The organism is Exiguobacterium aestuarii (assembly GCF_020171655.1).
In the GTDB taxonomy this organism is placed as follows: domain Bacteria; phylum Bacillota; class Bacilli; order Exiguobacteriales; family Exiguobacteriaceae; genus Exiguobacterium; species Exiguobacterium aestuarii_A.
Genome location: NZ_JAIVAC010000001.1, coordinates 1,511,120 through 1,527,295, shown reverse-complemented (window position 1 = coordinate 1,527,295; position 16,176 = coordinate 1,511,120). Strand labels below are relative to the sequence as shown.

Genomic DNA, 16,176 nt, shown 5'->3' with positions numbered 1-16,176 from the left:
GATGCACATTCCACTGCATTCAGAATGGTACGATACGAAATTGACCTTACATTTGATTTCGCAGCTTCTCGGAAAGATTAAGCTCAAACTGGCACCACCGGAACCGCAATGGGGGCACGTCTCGTTGCCGCTCACGGTGCAAGGTTTCACGACAGGGTTGTTATTTGAAGGAGAGCGGGCGCTACAGATTGATGTGGACTTATTGACGTCTTGCCTCGTCGTTCATGTCGAGGAACAGACGGACGCCATTCCGATTGAAGCGGGCAAAACGATTAAGTCTTATTATGATGACTTGTTCGCGCGCCTTCGTGAACACGGGGTACACATCACCATCAATCCGAAACCACAAGAGATGGCCTTCAAAGGGTTACTCGATACGGATGAGACCCCGCTCGCCTATGACGCGACGTATGCTCGGAAAGGATTGAGACTGTTTCAGCGGGCGGCGCACGAACAACTGACTTATTTATCGAAGTTACGATGTCGGAAAATCAAACCGGCCCTCTTTTGGGGAACGTTTGATGTCTCGTCTCTTGTCATTTATCCGATTGAACATCCGTTTCCGGAAGATAAGATAATCGAACGTGTCGCCTTTGATGAACAGTTGATTGAATTTGGATTTTGGCTCGGAGACGACGTGACGGATCGTCCGAGTTATTTCGTGTTGCCGTATCCGTTTTTGTTCAGACCGTTACCGACGGATACGTTGAAGCCGGAAGCGGCTTATTATGATGCGGAGAAGAGCGAATTTTTCTTGACGCTTGATGAAGCGACGAGTGGTCACGTCCAAGATTTTTTGTCCACCTCGTTCGATATCTTGATGCGTGAGATGGACTGGACGACGCGTGATCATTTCTTCATCCCTTTAAAATTAGACGAGGAGCGTGCTGAGTGAATGGATATTAAACAAAAAGAAAACACGTTTTATGTAGGAAACGAGGCTGAGCCATCGGCAGAACTGCATTACGTACCGACGGGTCCCGATAAACTGATTGTCGACCATACGTATGTCAGTGACGACCTGAGAGGACAAGGGATCGGGGAGAAGCTCGTCCTCACTGTCGTCGAATATGCACGGGAGCAAGGGAAGACGATCATCCCGCTCTGTCCGTTCACGAAAAATCAGTTCGACCGTCATGAGGAGTATCACGACGTGTTGGCGACGTGAACCGAGGTGGGCTAAATGGAAGAAAAACGAGCCACGTGGTTAGAACTCTTCTATGACTTGGTTTACGTCGCAGCGATTGCGACAGCGACCCATGTCTTACTTCACACTCACCACGGTGTCATCCCTTTCGAATACGCCTCGAAGTTCGTGCTCATGTTTATCCCGATTTGGTGGGCATGGGTGGGGCAGACGATGTTTATCAATCGATTTTTTGAAGACGCTGTCCACCAGCGTCTCTTTGTCATTGGACAAATGGTATTTGTCCTCATCATGACGGCAAGCCTGAACGTCGATTTTGATGACTATTATTATTCATTTTTGATTGGCTATCTGGGACTACGTGTGATGACGGTCTTGCAATATACGATGGTGAATCGACGCATTCAAGACCCGGCGGCACGTTTTTTAGGTACGTATTTGTGGATTGGGATCGGAGTATCGGCGTTATCCTTGTTCTTTGACGGGAGTTTCCGCTATGTCGTGTTGTATCTGGGCATCATCATCGATTTGGTCGTACCAATCATAGGTCGAAAGCGCCTTGCGATGACACCGATTCACTTAGGATACTTGCTCGAACGTTTTGGTCTTTTGACCATCATCGTCTTGGGCGAATCCATCATCAGTATTCTCGCTGTGCTCGAACCACAAGATGGGGACATCCGGTCCATCAGCTTTTCAATTTTGGCATTCATCGTTCTCATCGCCATCTGGTGGCAATACTTTGACAACATTGAAAAGAAAGTAGACAAAGAAGCAGTCGGTACCGGTCAAATCATTCTCTACGGTCATTTGTTCATTTGGATGTCACTCAGTGTACTCGCAAGTATGATGAAACTCATGTACTTGGGCGAATTGAACGAACGGTTCGAAGTGATTGTGACGTTTGGTGCGGTGCTCGTCTACTTTTTGTCGACAACGCTCGTGTTTCATAATCATCGTTTCCCGGAGAGTCGATTGCACTGGGGCTATTTCGTGTTTTTCGTCGCGCTTATTCTTGTGTTCACCGTCATCCATCTGTTTGTACTCGTTTCACCTTTAGTCATTATGATTGAGCTTGCCATCTTCTTCGCTGTCTACGCTAAACTCACGACCACATAAAAATGGAGCGCCATCGGGCGCTCCATTTTGTTATTCTGCTGCTTGTGGGACGAGGTAGATTAAGCCGAACGGGTTGTGCAACAAGTTGTCGATTGTCGTTCGCTCATCTTCACCCATCTCGACCGTGAAAGCACGTCCGTCTTCGAATGCGAAATGGTCGCCATCACCGAACATCGCTCCGCCTGAGATGAGGTGGAAGTTGAACGAGTGAATCACGTGGATGGCATCTTCGATCTCGAGTGTCATCGGTACGGCCACGTCCGCATGTCCGAACGCTTTCATTCCCCACGACATATAAGCATTCTCTTCTTCCGTGATCGCCGTCAACAGCGAGTAGTCGAGCGCAAGGTCTTCTTCTTTTGACTCTTGCCATTCGTCTTTCGAGAAGGAAACACCAGCCGACTCGACCATGACACCGACCCCACCGGCATTCAAGACGGCATTTGCGGCACGACGCGCAGCGGCGACGTCTGTCAAATCGTTGACGTCGACAATCAAGTAGACGACATGCGTGTGACGGGCGATTCCTTTTGCGACTTTCGGTGTGAATCCACCAGAACTCGCGTGGATCATGGCCTCGGCGAGAGCTGGGTCACGTTCCACGACTTCTACGGTGAACGCTTTGCCCGTCTCATCTTCGAGTAGCAATAAGCCGGCCATCGTGTAGCCTTCACTATGTAAACTGATTTGTTCGTTCACGCCTTCCGCGGAAGACCAGTTCCCGGGAATGGCGAGCATTACTTGTGTACGATTCATGTCAATCATCCTTTTCTGCAAAAGTCAGGCCCCTCTTCTAGAGAGGCCTGGTCTATCTCTTATTATGCCCTATTTTGGCATAAATTATTCTTGATATGTCTTTAATACTTCCTGAAGTGGGATTTGATCAATCTTCCGTCGGCTGACGAACGTGCTCAGGAAGAAGAGGAGAACGATCGCACCGAGCGTATAGACGATATACATCCATTCGAATTCAAGCGGGAGGACAAGCCCGTAATCCTCTGCGAATACGACGATGATGACCCGAAGCGTCAACAAGGCGATCGGAATACTTAAGAGGGCCGAGACGAGCGCATAGATGAAGTAGCTGTTTAGAATCATCGAACGGACTTCCCGTTTTTGGTATCCCATGACCTTTAATAACGAAATGACGTAGTAGTTCTTCTCGACCGTCAGCGCCGTCAGGACGAACAGGATGCTGAAGGCGATGAGAGACGCACCACCAATCAAGACATTCATCATGAAGTTCATATATTGATTGATGGACTCGGATTGTTCAATCAACCCTTGACGGGACAGGATGGTCGGATAGTCTGAGTCGTTCGGGCGCTCCGTCGCATAAATGCCATTGAACAACTCGTCCGTCGCGCCGTCGGTAAGCAGTTCACTTAGCGTCGCCCGGGGCAAATAGGCGAAGTCTCCAGAGAATTCATCAGCAATCCCGACAATCGGATAGGTCAGCGTCTCTTCGTTCAGTTCGATATCGATGTCCTGACCGACTTCAAGCCCGAGTTTGAGGGCGAGGGATGAGGAGACGATTAGTCCGTCGGGTTCAAGTGTCAATGTGTCACCATCTTCGTTACGTAGCGGGAACAAGGTGTTGTCAATCTCTAAACCTTTCAACGTAATCAATTTCTCTTCAACAAATGCGAACGGATAAGTGAGGAACGGCTCTTGTCCGTCTTCGATTGGCGGTGAACCGTCCGTATAGGCTTCGTATTCATACACTGCTTCATTCAAACCGCCCACGGTCATTCGATCGACGGCCCCGTTCATCATGAGGGCGAAGACGATGAGGATGGTCGAGAACAAGATGCCGAGGAAGAAAATGAGGAAGCTTCCCGTGCTCTTGACCGCATACAAGTATTTGAACTTCGTCTTGCCGCTCGCGCGTTTCAATAGTCGACTGACGAGCCGACTCAGGCGATTCAAGGAAACATTATCCCGAGGCGATAAGAGGGCGAGGGCGCTTTCTCCCATGATCTTGTAGATGACCGCTCCTGCGACGAGTGCAAAGAAAAGCAGTGGCGCAAATACGGCCGTCAAAAAGACGAGCGGACTTTGGGCGATGGTGATGGACGGTAAGAGATAAAAATCGAGATACAGTTCTTTCAACGGGTCTGCGAAATAAAGACCAAGGAAATAGCCGATGATCAGCATGAAGAAAGCAAAGATTAAGATGAGGACGAGATAAGGTGCTGCGATTTGACGACGACTGTACCCGATTGCCTTCAACAGTCCGATTTGACCGCGTTCCGCCTCGAGCATATTCGAAATCAAGATGGCGACGATGATAACGGCGATGGAGACGATAAAGAGGCTGAGCCCGAGCGCCATCGCTTTCCCAGATGAGATTTCACTGTAAATCGCACCGCTTCGGATAATATTTTCCGTCTCCATGACAGACACGACAAACGGTAGGTCGAGATCGGTCACGACGCTCTGTTCCGTCACACCGGAGAGGCGGAACGATTCTTGTCCGACGGTCGATTCGAACGATTCGTCTGTCATGAGTAAGAGCGTCTGGGAGCCGGGATCTAGATTGAAAAAGTTGTCGTCGAAGAGGGGGAGGGTATAGTCCGGGAAGAGGACGAACCCGCTGACGGTGAACGGTCTTCCTAAATCGATTGTGTCCCCGATTTCAATTCCATTCTCTTCAGCGTACTTTTTGTTTAAGGCGACCTCGTCGTTCGTGCTCGGTCTTGCTCCCGCCTCTACATAGGAACGGTTGATTGTATCGGATTCTTTTAGCAAGAGACCGCGATGCTCCGCGTTACCGAGTGTGTACGTGATTGCTTTTAAGTCACGAAGTTCAATCGTCGCCTCTGGCATCTCTTGTTCGACCGCATCGATGCGTGACGCAATCAAACGATTGAACGTTTCCTCGTCTGCCTGCTTGATGTCGGCTAGTGTGAACGTTCCGGCTTCAGCGAGTGCGGCGACATCGGGGTCACGTAATTCTTCTTCCGTCACCCGGTTCAGCATCTCGATGGCGAAGTCTTCCTGGTTCGATTCTTCCAAGTATTCTTCGGTTGGAACTTCGATTCCGCTAATTCCATAGAACATCATCGTGTACGTGAGTGAACTCATGACGATGATGATGGCGATGGCGAGCAGTTGCATCCATTTCTTACTGAGCGTCTTCCACACATTTTTGTACAGCATGTCGCCACCTCCTTATCCCCAACGAATGTCACGTGCTGCAACGCGGGTGTCGTGATGGGTCACTTCGACGATTCGACCGGAGTTCATCTTGATGACATCGTCCGCCATGTCACTGATTCCGTTATTGTGCGTGATGACGACGATCGTCTTTTGATACGTCTCGTTCAGTCGCTCCAACAGCTCGAGCACTTTCTTCGAATTCTCCTCGTCGAGCGATCCCGTCGGTTCGTCACAGAAAACGATGGCTGGATTTTTAGCGAGACTCCGGGCGACAGAGACCCGTTGCTGTTCGCCACCGGATAGTTGATAGGGATATTTATCACGTGCTGCCGCGAGCCCGACTTGGTCGAGCAACTCATCGATGGGGAGCGGGTCTTTCGTCAAATCGGACCCGATTTGTACGTTCTCATAGACGGTCAAGTTTTGAAGGAGATTGTATTGTTGAAAAATGAATCCGAGGTGGTCGCGCCGAAACGCCGTCATCTGTTCAGGAGACAAGTCGGTGAGTACCGTGTCTCCGAATGTGATTTTGCCGCTCGTCACGGTATCGAGTCCGCTGATAACGTTGAGTAGCGTACTTTTTCCGCTTCCACTCGGTCCGAGGATGACGACGAACGCGCCGTCACGAATGCTTAGGTTAATCTCTTTCAACGCGGCCGTTTCCACGTCGCCGGTCTTATAGATTTTATTGACGTTCTCGAGCTGAATCATCTCTCGTTCGCCTCCTTTGTTCATTATGTATTATGTACCCTTTTCGAAGTCGGATTGGACAAGTTGCATATAGGATGTTTTGAAAAAATAGTGAAACCGCTTCACATGTGATAAAATAATATTACCAGGTACTAAAAACTTTTTTAAGGGAGAACTTTTCATGAAGATTGCATACATCACGGACAGCACGATTGTCCTTCCAGATGCTTTAGTGAACCACCCAGATATTCATATCGTCCCGCTCTATGTCGTCAAAGGGGACCAACCGTATAAAGACGGGATTGAAGTCGATGCCACGACCGTCTATGAATGGATTGATGCCGGGGAGCGCGTTTCAACGAGCCAGCCAGCCATCGGAGATTTTGTCACTTTGTATGAGAAGTTGAAGGAAGAGTACGACATGGGGATTGCAATTCACCTGTCCTCTGACTTGAGTGGAACGTACTCGGCGTCTGTACAAGGTGCTGAGATTGCAGAATTTAAGTTACTCGCTATTGATTCACGAGCGGGGATCTATACGATGGGGCTCATGCTGGAAGAGTTGATTGAACGTGTCGAACGAGGCGATGCGCTTGAAGACGTGGAAGCCTACATGAAGGAACGCGTTGAAGACGTACGGATTGAGCTGACTCTGCAAAATTTGACACAAATGCAAAAAGGCGGACGCATCTCAAAATCGAAGGCGTTAATCGGGAACATGCTTCAATTGAAACCGGTGCTCCGATTCGAGGATGGGTTGATTGTCCCGTATCAGACGGTCCGCACGTATAAGAAAGCACAGGCTCACTTATTCGAAGTGTTGCGTGCAGCGATTGAGTCTGGTGAGTGTAAAGACGTCTCGATTTTCCACGGCAACGTTCCTGAACTCGCACAAGAGTGGAAAGAGCGACTCGGTGACAAGATTCCGATTCGGGTCGACACACTCGCACCGCTCCTCGGGGCGCATACGGGATCTGGGTCGATTGGAATCTCGTATTTGAAAGCGAAATAAGATGTGAAGGCGGTTCTCGTGAGAGAATCGCCTTTTGTATGCTTCAATGTTGTTTTTGCTTTCGTAAAAATAGAAATGTGATTGTCAGCGAATAAATGAGTAGGAACGTGATGAGAAACATGGAAAGGTCCATCGTCATAGCCTCCTTTCATTGACTGTTGCCGACATTCATGTCTACAAAACTTCTGATTGGGAATCTTTTCAATATTTCATTGTCTCAACTTTCAAACAATTGCTGGAATGTTTTTGCATTACGGGTCATACTAGAAAAAATGAACGAGAAAAGGGGAGAAGACGATGCGATTTCGGAAGTATCTAGTTCGGAGCTGGCTCGCGTGGGCAATCGTCTTCACAGGTGTGACGTATTTGACCTTGCACCACCTGGAATCGTTCGACTGGCCGTTGTTTTGGTTTATCTATACGCTAGGCGCTTTGTTCGTCATGAACCCGCTCAAGCGTAGACATCTCCATTTCACGTTCCATGAGATGTTCGTCTTTATCACGTTCTTCCTTTACGGGCTCGCCCCGGCCCTTTTGATGGGTCAACTCCTCTTGTTCACCTTTCAAGCGAGGACGTTCAATCGTCGGGTCGGACGGCGGCGTTTCTTACATTTCTATCCGCTGAATACGGTGATCGAGTGCCTCCTCGTCCTGTTACCGGGACTGGCCTATATCGGGCTCGGTGGACGCATCGGGGAGCCTGTTCATTTGATGCAAGAGGGCGTAGCGATGTTGGCGTTCCTAGGCACGCTTTTCCTGGTCCTGACGATGAGTTTTGCCTTGTCTTACTTCATGGTCGGGGAGCGGATTCCGTTCCCAATCATGTGGCGATTGATTCGATTTGACTGGCTCGTCGTGTCACTCGAACTATTGTTCACGATGATTGCCATCGAATCGTATCACGTGTTTGGGTACGTCGGACTCATCGTCACGTTCTTCGTGCTATCTGTCTTAAAAATGACGATGTCAAAAGCAACGGAGACAGAAGAGACGAAAACAAAAGTCGATCAGGTCGAGCGATTGAAAGAACAGCTGTACCGTGTCGATAGCGAGCAACTGTTGATTGAAAAGTTTTGGAACGGATTGCGTGACATCGTAGAAGTTGAACGTGGATGGCTGCAAGTCAACCGAAAAGGGGAGCGAACGTTTTACGACATGACAGGACGCATCATCCCGAGTGTGCCGGACGCCTATACAATCGAGCGTTATCATGACGAAGATGAGCCATGTTTCGTCTATGATTCGTTACATGAATGGCACCCCGAGTTACAACAACAGCAGCAAGAGCTGCATCATTCGGCGCTCGTCATCCAGCCCGTTTGGGGAGCAGCGACGGCCGTCAGCTGTATGGTATCGACGACAGCCAACGGGGCATATGAGACACCGATTGCCATCGAAGTGAACCGGCTCCTAAAAACGTTGTCGTGGTCGATCGAGCGAATCGATGAGCGGGACCGTTTGCAGTATGAAAGTTTGACGGACCCGTTGACGGGCTTACATAATCAACGGGCGTTACGCAGCTGGACGACAGAACGATTGAATGACGTGGCATCCTATCCGCTCTCGCTTTTTCTCGTCGACTTGGATCATTTCAAGTCGATCAACGATACGTATGGACATGCGTTTGGGGATGAGGTGTTGATTGAGGCAGGACAGTTGTTCACGCGCAGCGTTCGGGCGACGGATTTGGTGACGCGGTATGGTGGGGAAGAATTTGTCTTCGTGTTCCCCAGAATGGATGAGGCGGCAGCCCATCTGGTCGGTGAAAAGATACGGGAAGCGCTGAGACGCCATGATTTTGGTACGGAAGGGACGCGCATCACGGTGACGGCGAGTATTGGGATCGAGACGATTCATGAATATGAAGACCTGGATACAGTACTCCGGCATGCGGACCGAGCCATGTATGTCGGGGCCAAGTTCAATGGTCGTGACCGGGTCGCCCACTATCAAGAACTATCCACAGAAGTCAGATAAAAGGGGGATCCACCAAATGGCGGATCCTCCTTTTGTATGAAAAGATTATGAGTTCGTATTATAAAGTTCTGACTCCACCGCATGAACGGCGGCTGACCAAGAGCCGTAGCGATGTAGGATCGCTTTTGTCGAAGGCTTGTTGTTGCGTTTCGCCCATTCTCGATATGCTTCGAATGAGAGGGAGAAGCCCATTTCCTGAATGGCTTCACGTAGCGCGTTAGATAATTCTGTTTTCGAATAGGTGACACTCGCCTCAAGTCCTGCCTCGGCACAGGCATCATGCCACGAACCGAACGTCTTGACGATATGATAGTGGCTCGGTGCCTTCGGATGGAGCTTTCGCCATTGCTGATACTTCTTCAAGGTGATGATCGAGCCCATGTCTCGCGAATAAAGTGCAAGCGTCTCGATGATGTCCTCGCGTGTATACTTCGGCATTTTGTCTGGCAATTCGACAGTTGCTTCTCCATGCCATTCATAGCCTGCGATGGCAAGTGCCTCAGCCCATGACCCGAACTGTCTGATGATGGATTCAGGAGATGGCCAATTCTGTTCCATGGCAAAGCGACGGTAGACAGAGCGGCGTGGACGTTCCTTCAACAAGTCCCCGAGAAGGCGGATGCAATGGATCATCCTCTGTTGTTCGGTGGACAGGTGATGGGATTTAGTGGTTAGCGTTTGACTCAATGATGGTTCCTCCTTCCGTGGACTCAATTCTGAACCGACAAAGATGAAAAAAATGCTCCTACAATCATACTATCGGATGGTTTTTCGGATTTATTAACGTGATTTTGAAAAATATTAAACAATTTCTAAGAATTGGATAGGTCTAAAGTCACAGATAAACATTTCAAAAAATGGTAACAGTTCTATTACAAATTAAATCGAATTTCGAGATAAATGTAAACAAAAAGTTTTAATCAACCAAAAATGTCATATTTTTATAAAAAAGTACCCAACTGGAGAAATGGGGTCATCGCCTTCGCTCCAGATGAGTACCCTTCTATAATAAATTTAATTTTCAGACTAATCAATCGAATATTGAAATTACATCAAAAAATTTTTAACAGCTGGTCAACGAAAGTCCAATTCTGCTAAAATAGGCGCATTGAGTGAAAAACAGAAAAGAGGATTACCATTATGACAGTTTGGTTATTTTATACGTTGCTCGGATTGATCCAAGGATTCACGGAGCCGATCCCGATTTCATCGAGCGGACATCTTGTTATCTTCCAAGAATTATTTAACATCGACTTGCCGGGATTGTCATTTGAAGTTTTCGTAAATTTTGCTTCGCTCCTCGCGGTCTTGACGGTCTATCGTAAAGATGTCGTCCGCCTCATCGTCAGTTTATGGACGTTCCTCTTCAAGAAAGACCGGACAGATGAGACGATGGTCGATGTGAAGTTTATCGGATTGCTCCTCGTCGCAACGATTCCGGCCGGTGTGCTCGGTGTCATTTTTGGTGACTGGATCGGAGAAGTACTCGGTGGCGTCGCGACGGTCGGATACACGCTCATCATCACGGGTCTTGCGCTTTGGTTCATTCGAAACATGCGCGGGAATAAAGGAGACGGCGGGATCACGTTACGTGACGCCGTCTTGATTGGACTCGCCCAAGCGGTGGCGCTCATTCCAGGAATCAGTCGCTCTGGAGCAACCATCGTCATGGCGATGTTGCTCGGGATCAAGCAGGAATCAGCACTTCGCTTTTCGTTCTTCTTGTTCATTCCAATCAGTCTCGGGACGATGATCTTGGACGGTCCGGCATTATTTACGAACCCAGAAACACGTGACTTGTTCGGTCCGCTCATCTTGGCATTTATCGCCTCTTATGTGTTGACTGCGATTTCGTTGAAGTGGTTCCAGCACATCATGGCAAAAGGTGAATTAAAGTATTTCTCCTATTATTGCTGGATTGTCGGGCTTCTCGTCGCCCTCTTTCTCGCATAATCGAGACGCTACTCTCACGGGTAGCGTTTTTTGTTTTGCGAAATAAAAACAATTGCGATACAGTAAATCTGTACAAACAAATATTCCTTCGGGGTCGGGTGAAATTCCCAACCGGCGGTGATGGGCCATGCCCTAAGTCCGTGACCCGGGCGCACGTGTGCGAACGGTGGATCTAGTGAGACTCTAGAGCCGACAGTATAGTCTGGATGGGAGAAGGAACAAAAAACAGGTCCGCGTGACCTGTGCTTCGTCGTACGCTTTTCTGTAAAGAAAACGTTTATTTGGCTTGTCCAAAAACGACGAAACCCTCCCACCAAGACCCTAAGGACCGTTCCTTAGGGTCTTTTGTTTGTACGGAAAAAAGGAGGGAGAACGATGAAACAGTACATGCAACAAGCCATCCAATTGGCGAAATCTGCCGACGGACAGACGGGTGTGAACCCGCTCGTCGGCGCCGTTCTCGTCAAAGACGGTCGCGTCGTCGGGCTAGGTGCCCATCTCAAGGCGGGCGAACCGCATGCCGAGGTTCACGCCATCAAGATGGCAGGTGCGGCAGCGTACGGGGCGACACTGTACGTCACACTTGAGCCGTGCTCGCATCATGGAAAGACACCACCGTGTGCCGACTTGATTGTTGAATCCGGAGTCAAACGAGTCGTCATCGCCATGAAAGACCCGAACCCACTCGTTGCGGGAAAAGGGATCATGCGTCTGAAGTCGGCTGGCGTCGAGGTGGAAGTCGGTTTACTTGAAGAGGAGGCGCGGGCACTGAATCCAGCGTTCTTACGGGCGCTTGAGACGAAGCGACCATACGTCATCTTAAAGACGGCGACGAGTCTTGACGGAAAAGTTTCCTTGGATTCCGGTGAGAGTCAATGGGTGACGAGTTCGGAAGCTCGTCGTGACGTCCATGAACTGCGTGCCAAAACCGATGCGATTTTAACGGGAATTGGAACGGTGCTAGCGGATGATCCGGCACTGACCGTTCGATTGGACCATGAGACACGTCAACCGAAGCGAGTCGTCCTCGACCGTGACCTTCGCTTGCCTCTTGCGAGCACGCTTGCCCGAACGGCTGAAGACGTCCCGGTGCTCCTGTTCACCTCGTCAGACGACAGAGAAAAACGGGAACAGGCACGTGCCATGGGAATCGAGTTATTCGATTATACGTCGCTCGGAAACGTGCTCGAGACACTTTACGCGAACGGAGTTGGACGCTTATTGATCGAGGCGGGACCGACACTTGTCACGTCCCTTCTTGACGGAGGGTACGTGGATGAATGGGTTGCCTATCAATCACCACGCGTGTTCGGCGGGAAAAACGGTGTTTACCGTTCACAACAGGAAGGTTCGCTGGATGCGATTTCTCGTTTTGAGATTCAGCAGGTCGAGACGATTGGACCTGATCTGAAAGTCGTCCTTCGAAAGGGGGCGCTCTGATGTTTACAGGAATCGTAGAAGAAATCGGTTCGGTCAAAGCGGTGAAACGAAACGGTCCGTCCTTGCGGCTCGTCCTATCGGGGGCAAAGGTGCTCGATGACGTAAAAATCGGCGACAGCATTTCGGTAAATGGGATTTGTTTGACGGTCACAACGTTTGATGCGTCAACATTCGCCGTTGATGTGATGCCAGAGACACTGAAAGCATCCAGTCTCGATGGCGTGAAGCCAGGAACGCGCGTCAATCTCGAACGAGCGATGCCGGCGAACGGGCGATTCGGCGGGCATTTCGTGTCCGGACATGTTGACGGCGTCGGGCGCATCACCAAGAAGCGTCCACTCGCAAATGCCGTATATGTCGACATTCAATGCGACCCTTCGCTTCTCCCCTACATCGTGCCGAAAGGCTCGATTTCGGTGGACGGAACGAGTCTGACCGTATTCGATGTATCGGAACGTGGGTTTACGTTGTCGTTGATCCCGCACACGTATAGTGAGACCGTTCTCGGGTCGAAGCACGTCGGTGACCCCGTCAATTTGGAATGTGACTTGTTGGCAAAATATATGGAAAAACTAGTCGGACAGTCGAAGATGACACTCGAATCTTTGGCATCACAAGGTTATGGAAAGGCGGAATGGTAATGTTTGATTCGATTGAACGGGCCATTGAGGAATTAGGACGCGGACGTCCGATCATCGTCATCGATGACGAGAATCGTGAGAATGAAGGTGACTTTGTCGTGCTCGGTGACAAGATGACATCCGAGACGATGAACTTTTTAATCACGGAAGGGAAAGGACTCGTCTGTGCGGCCGTCGCCGAAGAAGTGGCGGCGCGCCTTGAACTTGCACCAATGGTAACCAATAGCACGGACCCACATGGTACGGCGTTCACGGTCAGTGTCGATCATATCGATTCGACGACAGGTATCTCGGCGAGCGAGCGCTCCCACACCGTTCGTGAATTAGCAAACCCATCGTCACGTCCTTCTGACTTTCAACGACCGGGACATCTCTTCCCGCTCATCGCCAAAAAAGGAGGGGTCTCGGTGCGTCGTGGTCACACAGAAGCATCCGTCGATTTGGCACGCCTTGCTGGTAGTGAGCCGGTAGCCGTCATCTGCGAAATCATTCGAGAAGACGGGGAGATGGCCCGCGTCCCGGACTTGGTCGAAGTCGCAAAACGTCACGAATTGGCATTCATCACAATCGAAGCATTGGTCCAGTATATGGAGACGAGCCTTGTCACGCGTGAAGCGGACGTGTCACTCCCTTCATCGAAAGGGACGTTTCGAATGATTGGATACGAAAACCGATTCGACCGACAAGAGCATGTGGCCCTCGTGACCGAGACGCTTACAGACGTTCCGCTCGTTCGGATCCATTCCGAATGTTTGACGGGAGACGTCTTTGGGTCGTTCCGATGTGACTGTGGTCCGCAACTTGATGCCGCCATCGAGAGAATCGAACAGGAGTCGGGCATTGTTCTCTATATGCGTCAGGAAGGGCGAGGCATCGGACTCGTGAACAAACTGAAAGCCTATGCCTTACAAGAGGAAGGGTTGGATACGGTCGAGGCGAACGAGGCACTCGGATTCCATCCCGACATGCGTGACTATCGTGTCAGTGCGGCGATGCTCCGTGACCTCGGGGTGACCCGTGTACGACTCATGACGAACAACCCTGAAAAAGTCGATGCCTTAGAATCATGTGGCATCACCGTCGTCGAGCGTGTCCCGCTTCACGTCGGTGCACACGAAGCGAATGAATCATATCGTATGACGAAACAACTCAAAATGAACCATATTGGAGGATAAATGAGATGACATATACATTTGAAGGTAATTTAGTAGGAGAAGGCTTAAAGATTGGAATCGTCGTCGGTCGATTCAACGACTTGATCACGATGCGTCTTCTAGACGGTGCGAAAGATGCATTGAAGCGTCATGGCGTGAAAGAAGAGGACGTGTCACTCGCTTTCGTCCCGGGTGCGTTTGAGCTCCCACTCGTGGCGAAAAAAATGGCGATGAGTCAAAAATATGATGCGGTCATCACGCTAGGGGCCGTCATCCGTGGCGCGACACCACACTTTGATTACGTGTGTAACGAAGCGGCGAAAGGAATCGCGCAAGCGAGCTATCAATCGGAGGTCCCAGTCATCTTTGGCGTATTGACGACGGAGACGATCGAGCAGGCGATTGAACGGGCTGGTACGAAAGCAGGAAATAAAGGCTGGGAAGCTGCAACATCAGCCATTGAAATGGCGAATTTATTGAAGCAAGTGTGAGGAAGAACCGGGTGCATCGTCGCCCGGTTTTTCAATTGGGATAAGCAGGGTAAAAAGACTGAAAATTGGGTAAAATAAACTCATGGAACGATTGCATATATTCCAGACAAAAGGGAGGTTTGGCACATGGCAACTTCGCATGAATCATTGACGTTACAGTTACAACAACAAGAGCGACTCCATCACCTGCTTTCGTCACTCCTCAATCGCTTTTTAACAACAGAGATTGCGGATTTCAAAAAGCGGGTTGACCAGTCGCTAGCCGAACTTGGACATTATTTCGCGGTCGACCGCGTCTATGTCTTCGATTACGATTTCACGAATCAGGTTTGTCACAACACGTTCGAGTGGTGCGCCGAGGGCATCACCGCCGAGATGGACAATCTTCAAGACGTGCCGATCGACGTGCTGCCCGAATGGGTCAACACTCACGTGGCAGGCGAGACGATGTACATTCCACGCGTGGCAGATTTACCAGAAACTAGTGTCGTCCGCGGGATTCTCGAACCGCAGTCGATTCAAAGCTTGCTGGCGGTCCCGATGATGCAAGGCAAGACGTGCCAAGGGTTCGTCGGATTTGATTCCGTCGTCTCGGAGCGAACGTACACGGAATACGAGCAACAGGCACTGCAAGATTTCAGTAACGCCCTTCTCGGTGCGGTCGAACGGCACCGGATCGAAGCAGGACGGGAAGAAGCACAGCGTATCCTCGCCGAGCGGGAAAAAGAATTGATCGATTATCAAGAGGGGCTCGTCCGGACGTTGTTACGGCTGTCCGCACTACGTAACAATGAGACGGGGAACCATATCGAGCGGGTACAAGATTTGTCGACGCTGTTTGCGACGATTTTATATGACCATCATCACCCGGACGTGTCGCCACTCTTCATCGAAGGAATTCGACTCGCGGCACCGCTTCATGACATCGGGAAGATTTCTGTACCAGATTCGATCTTACTGAAGGCGAATAAGTTATCCGACCAGGAATGGGTCTTCATGAAAGATCATGTGCGCGTCGGGGGTGAAGTGTTGAAGGATCTCCAGATACAGTTCCCTCAAAACTACTTTATCCAAATGGCTTATCAGATCGCGCTCTATCATCATGAGCGTTGGGACGGGACAGGATATATCAAAGGGTTGAAGGGAGAGGAAATCCCACTCGCGGCCCGAATCGTCACCATCATCGACGTCTATGACGCGTTACGGACGGTTCGCCCGTATAAACCTGCTTTCTCCCATGACGATACGATTGTCGCGATGAAAGACATGAAAGGGGCGTTCGATCCGACGCTGTTTGATCTGTTCCTGCTCCATCAAGAAGAGATTGCCATCATGTTCGATCAGACTTTTAAAGCACACTAATAAAGGAGACGCTCCCCCGAGGGAACGT

Annotated in this window: 15 protein-coding genes and 1 riboswitch; of the genes, 11 read left to right on the top strand and 4 right to left on the bottom strand. The window is 49.9% G+C overall.

Annotated elements, in window-relative coordinates:
- Position 1 precedes the first annotated feature (1 nt).
- Genes LCM29_RS08015 through LCM29_RS08005 form a run of 3 tightly spaced genes read left to right on the top strand, consistent with a single transcriptional unit; the run spans position 2 to position 2,266 of the window.
- Positions 2 to 895, top strand: a complete 894-nt coding sequence (locus LCM29_RS08015; RefSeq protein ID WP_224861880.1) for a DUF5996 family protein — start codon at positions 2 to 4, stop codon at positions 893 to 895.
- Positions 896 to 1,168, top strand: coding sequence for a GNAT family N-acetyltransferase (locus LCM29_RS08010; RefSeq protein WP_224861877.1), 273 nt, complete (start codon positions 896 to 898; stop codon positions 1,166 to 1,168).
- Between the two features lie 15 nt (positions 1,169 to 1,183).
- Positions 1,184 to 2,266: a low temperature requirement protein A gene (locus LCM29_RS08005; protein ID WP_224861875.1), complete on the top strand. Its 1,083-nt coding sequence runs from the start codon at positions 1,184 to 1,186 to the stop codon at positions 2,264 to 2,266.
- A 30-nt stretch (positions 2,267 to 2,296) separates the two neighbouring features.
- Here LCM29_RS08005 and LCM29_RS08000 read toward each other — a convergent pair whose 3' ends face one another.
- From LCM29_RS08000 to LCM29_RS07990, 3 genes are all read right to left on the bottom strand, one after another.
- Positions 2,297 to 3,022, bottom strand: a complete 726-nt coding sequence (locus LCM29_RS08000; protein ID WP_214693859.1) for a DUF4261 domain-containing protein — start codon at positions 3,020 to 3,022, stop codon at positions 2,297 to 2,299.
- Positions 3,023 to 3,106: 84 nt separating this feature from the next.
- Positions 3,107 to 5,428, bottom strand: a complete 2,322-nt coding sequence (locus LCM29_RS07995) for an ABC transporter permease (RefSeq protein ID WP_224861873.1) — start codon at positions 5,426 to 5,428, stop codon at positions 3,107 to 3,109.
- A gap of 12 nt (positions 5,429 to 5,440) precedes the next feature.
- On the bottom strand, positions 5,441 to 6,139 hold the full coding sequence (locus LCM29_RS07990; protein WP_214693849.1) for an ABC transporter ATP-binding protein: 699 nt from the start codon (positions 6,137 to 6,139) through the stop codon (positions 5,441 to 5,443).
- 160 nt (positions 6,140 to 6,299) lie between these two features.
- Here LCM29_RS07990 and LCM29_RS07985 point away from each other — a divergent pair, with 160 nt between their 5' ends.
- Both LCM29_RS07985 and LCM29_RS07980 read left to right on the top strand, forming a co-directional pair.
- The gene (locus tag LCM29_RS07985; RefSeq protein WP_214786029.1) at positions 6,300 to 7,130 is read left to right on the top strand and encodes a DegV family protein; all 831 of its coding nucleotides are present in this window, start codon (positions 6,300 to 6,302) and stop codon (positions 7,128 to 7,130) included.
- A 297-nt stretch (positions 7,131 to 7,427) separates the two neighbouring features.
- Complete coding sequence (locus tag LCM29_RS07980) at positions 7,428 to 9,107, top strand: GGDEF domain-containing protein (protein WP_224861871.1); 1,680 nt, start codon at positions 7,428 to 7,430, stop codon at positions 9,105 to 9,107.
- A gap of 45 nt (positions 9,108 to 9,152) precedes the next feature.
- Here LCM29_RS07980 and LCM29_RS07975 read toward each other — a convergent pair whose 3' ends face one another.
- The gene (locus LCM29_RS07975) at positions 9,153 to 9,794 is read right to left on the bottom strand and encodes a homing endonuclease associated repeat-containing protein (RefSeq protein ID WP_074036465.1); all 642 of its coding nucleotides are present in this window, start codon (positions 9,792 to 9,794) and stop codon (positions 9,153 to 9,155) included.
- 453 nt (positions 9,795 to 10,247) lie between these two features.
- Here LCM29_RS07975 and LCM29_RS07970 point away from each other — a divergent pair, with 453 nt between their 5' ends.
- The 6 genes from LCM29_RS07970 (at position 10,248) to LCM29_RS07945 (ending at position 16,148) form a co-directional block, all read left to right on the top strand.
- Entirely contained in the window at positions 10,248 to 11,060 is an 813-nt protein-coding gene (locus LCM29_RS07970; protein ID WP_224861869.1) for an undecaprenyl-diphosphate phosphatase, read from the top strand.
- Between the two features lie 80 nt (positions 11,061 to 11,140).
- Positions 11,141 to 11,282: riboswitch (FMN riboswitch) on the top strand.
- 153 nt (positions 11,283 to 11,435) lie between these two features.
- Positions 11,436 to 12,500 (top strand): bifunctional diaminohydroxyphosphoribosylaminopyrimidine deaminase/5-amino-6-(5-phosphoribosylamino)uracil reductase RibD, encoded by a 1,065-nt coding sequence (gene ribD / locus LCM29_RS07965; RefSeq protein ID WP_224861867.1) that lies wholly within the window; start codon positions 11,436 to 11,438, stop codon positions 12,498 to 12,500.
- Positions 12,500 to 13,141 (top strand): riboflavin synthase, encoded by a 642-nt coding sequence (ribE, locus tag LCM29_RS07960; protein ID WP_224861865.1) that lies wholly within the window; start codon positions 12,500 to 12,502, stop codon positions 13,139 to 13,141. The genes ribD and ribE (LCM29_RS07960) overlap by 1 nt, the downstream gene beginning before the upstream one ends.
- On the top strand, positions 13,141 to 14,316 hold the full coding sequence (gene ribA, locus LCM29_RS07955) for a GTP cyclohydrolase II (RefSeq protein WP_224861863.1): 1,176 nt from the start codon (positions 13,141 to 13,143) through the stop codon (positions 14,314 to 14,316). Before ribE (LCM29_RS07960) ends, ribA begins: the two co-directional genes overlap by 1 nt.
- A gap of 5 nt (positions 14,317 to 14,321) precedes the next feature.
- Positions 14,322 to 14,786 carry a 6,7-dimethyl-8-ribityllumazine synthase gene (ribE, locus tag LCM29_RS07950; RefSeq protein ID WP_214745735.1) on the top strand — a complete coding sequence of 155 codons (465 nt, stop codon included), beginning with the start codon at positions 14,322 to 14,324 and terminating at the stop codon, positions 14,784 to 14,786.
- Positions 14,787 to 14,912: 126 nt separating this feature from the next.
- Positions 14,913 to 16,148, top strand: a complete 1,236-nt coding sequence (locus LCM29_RS07945; protein WP_224861861.1) for a GAF and HD-GYP domain-containing protein — start codon at positions 14,913 to 14,915, stop codon at positions 16,146 to 16,148.
- Positions 16,149 to 16,176 lie beyond the last annotated feature (28 nt).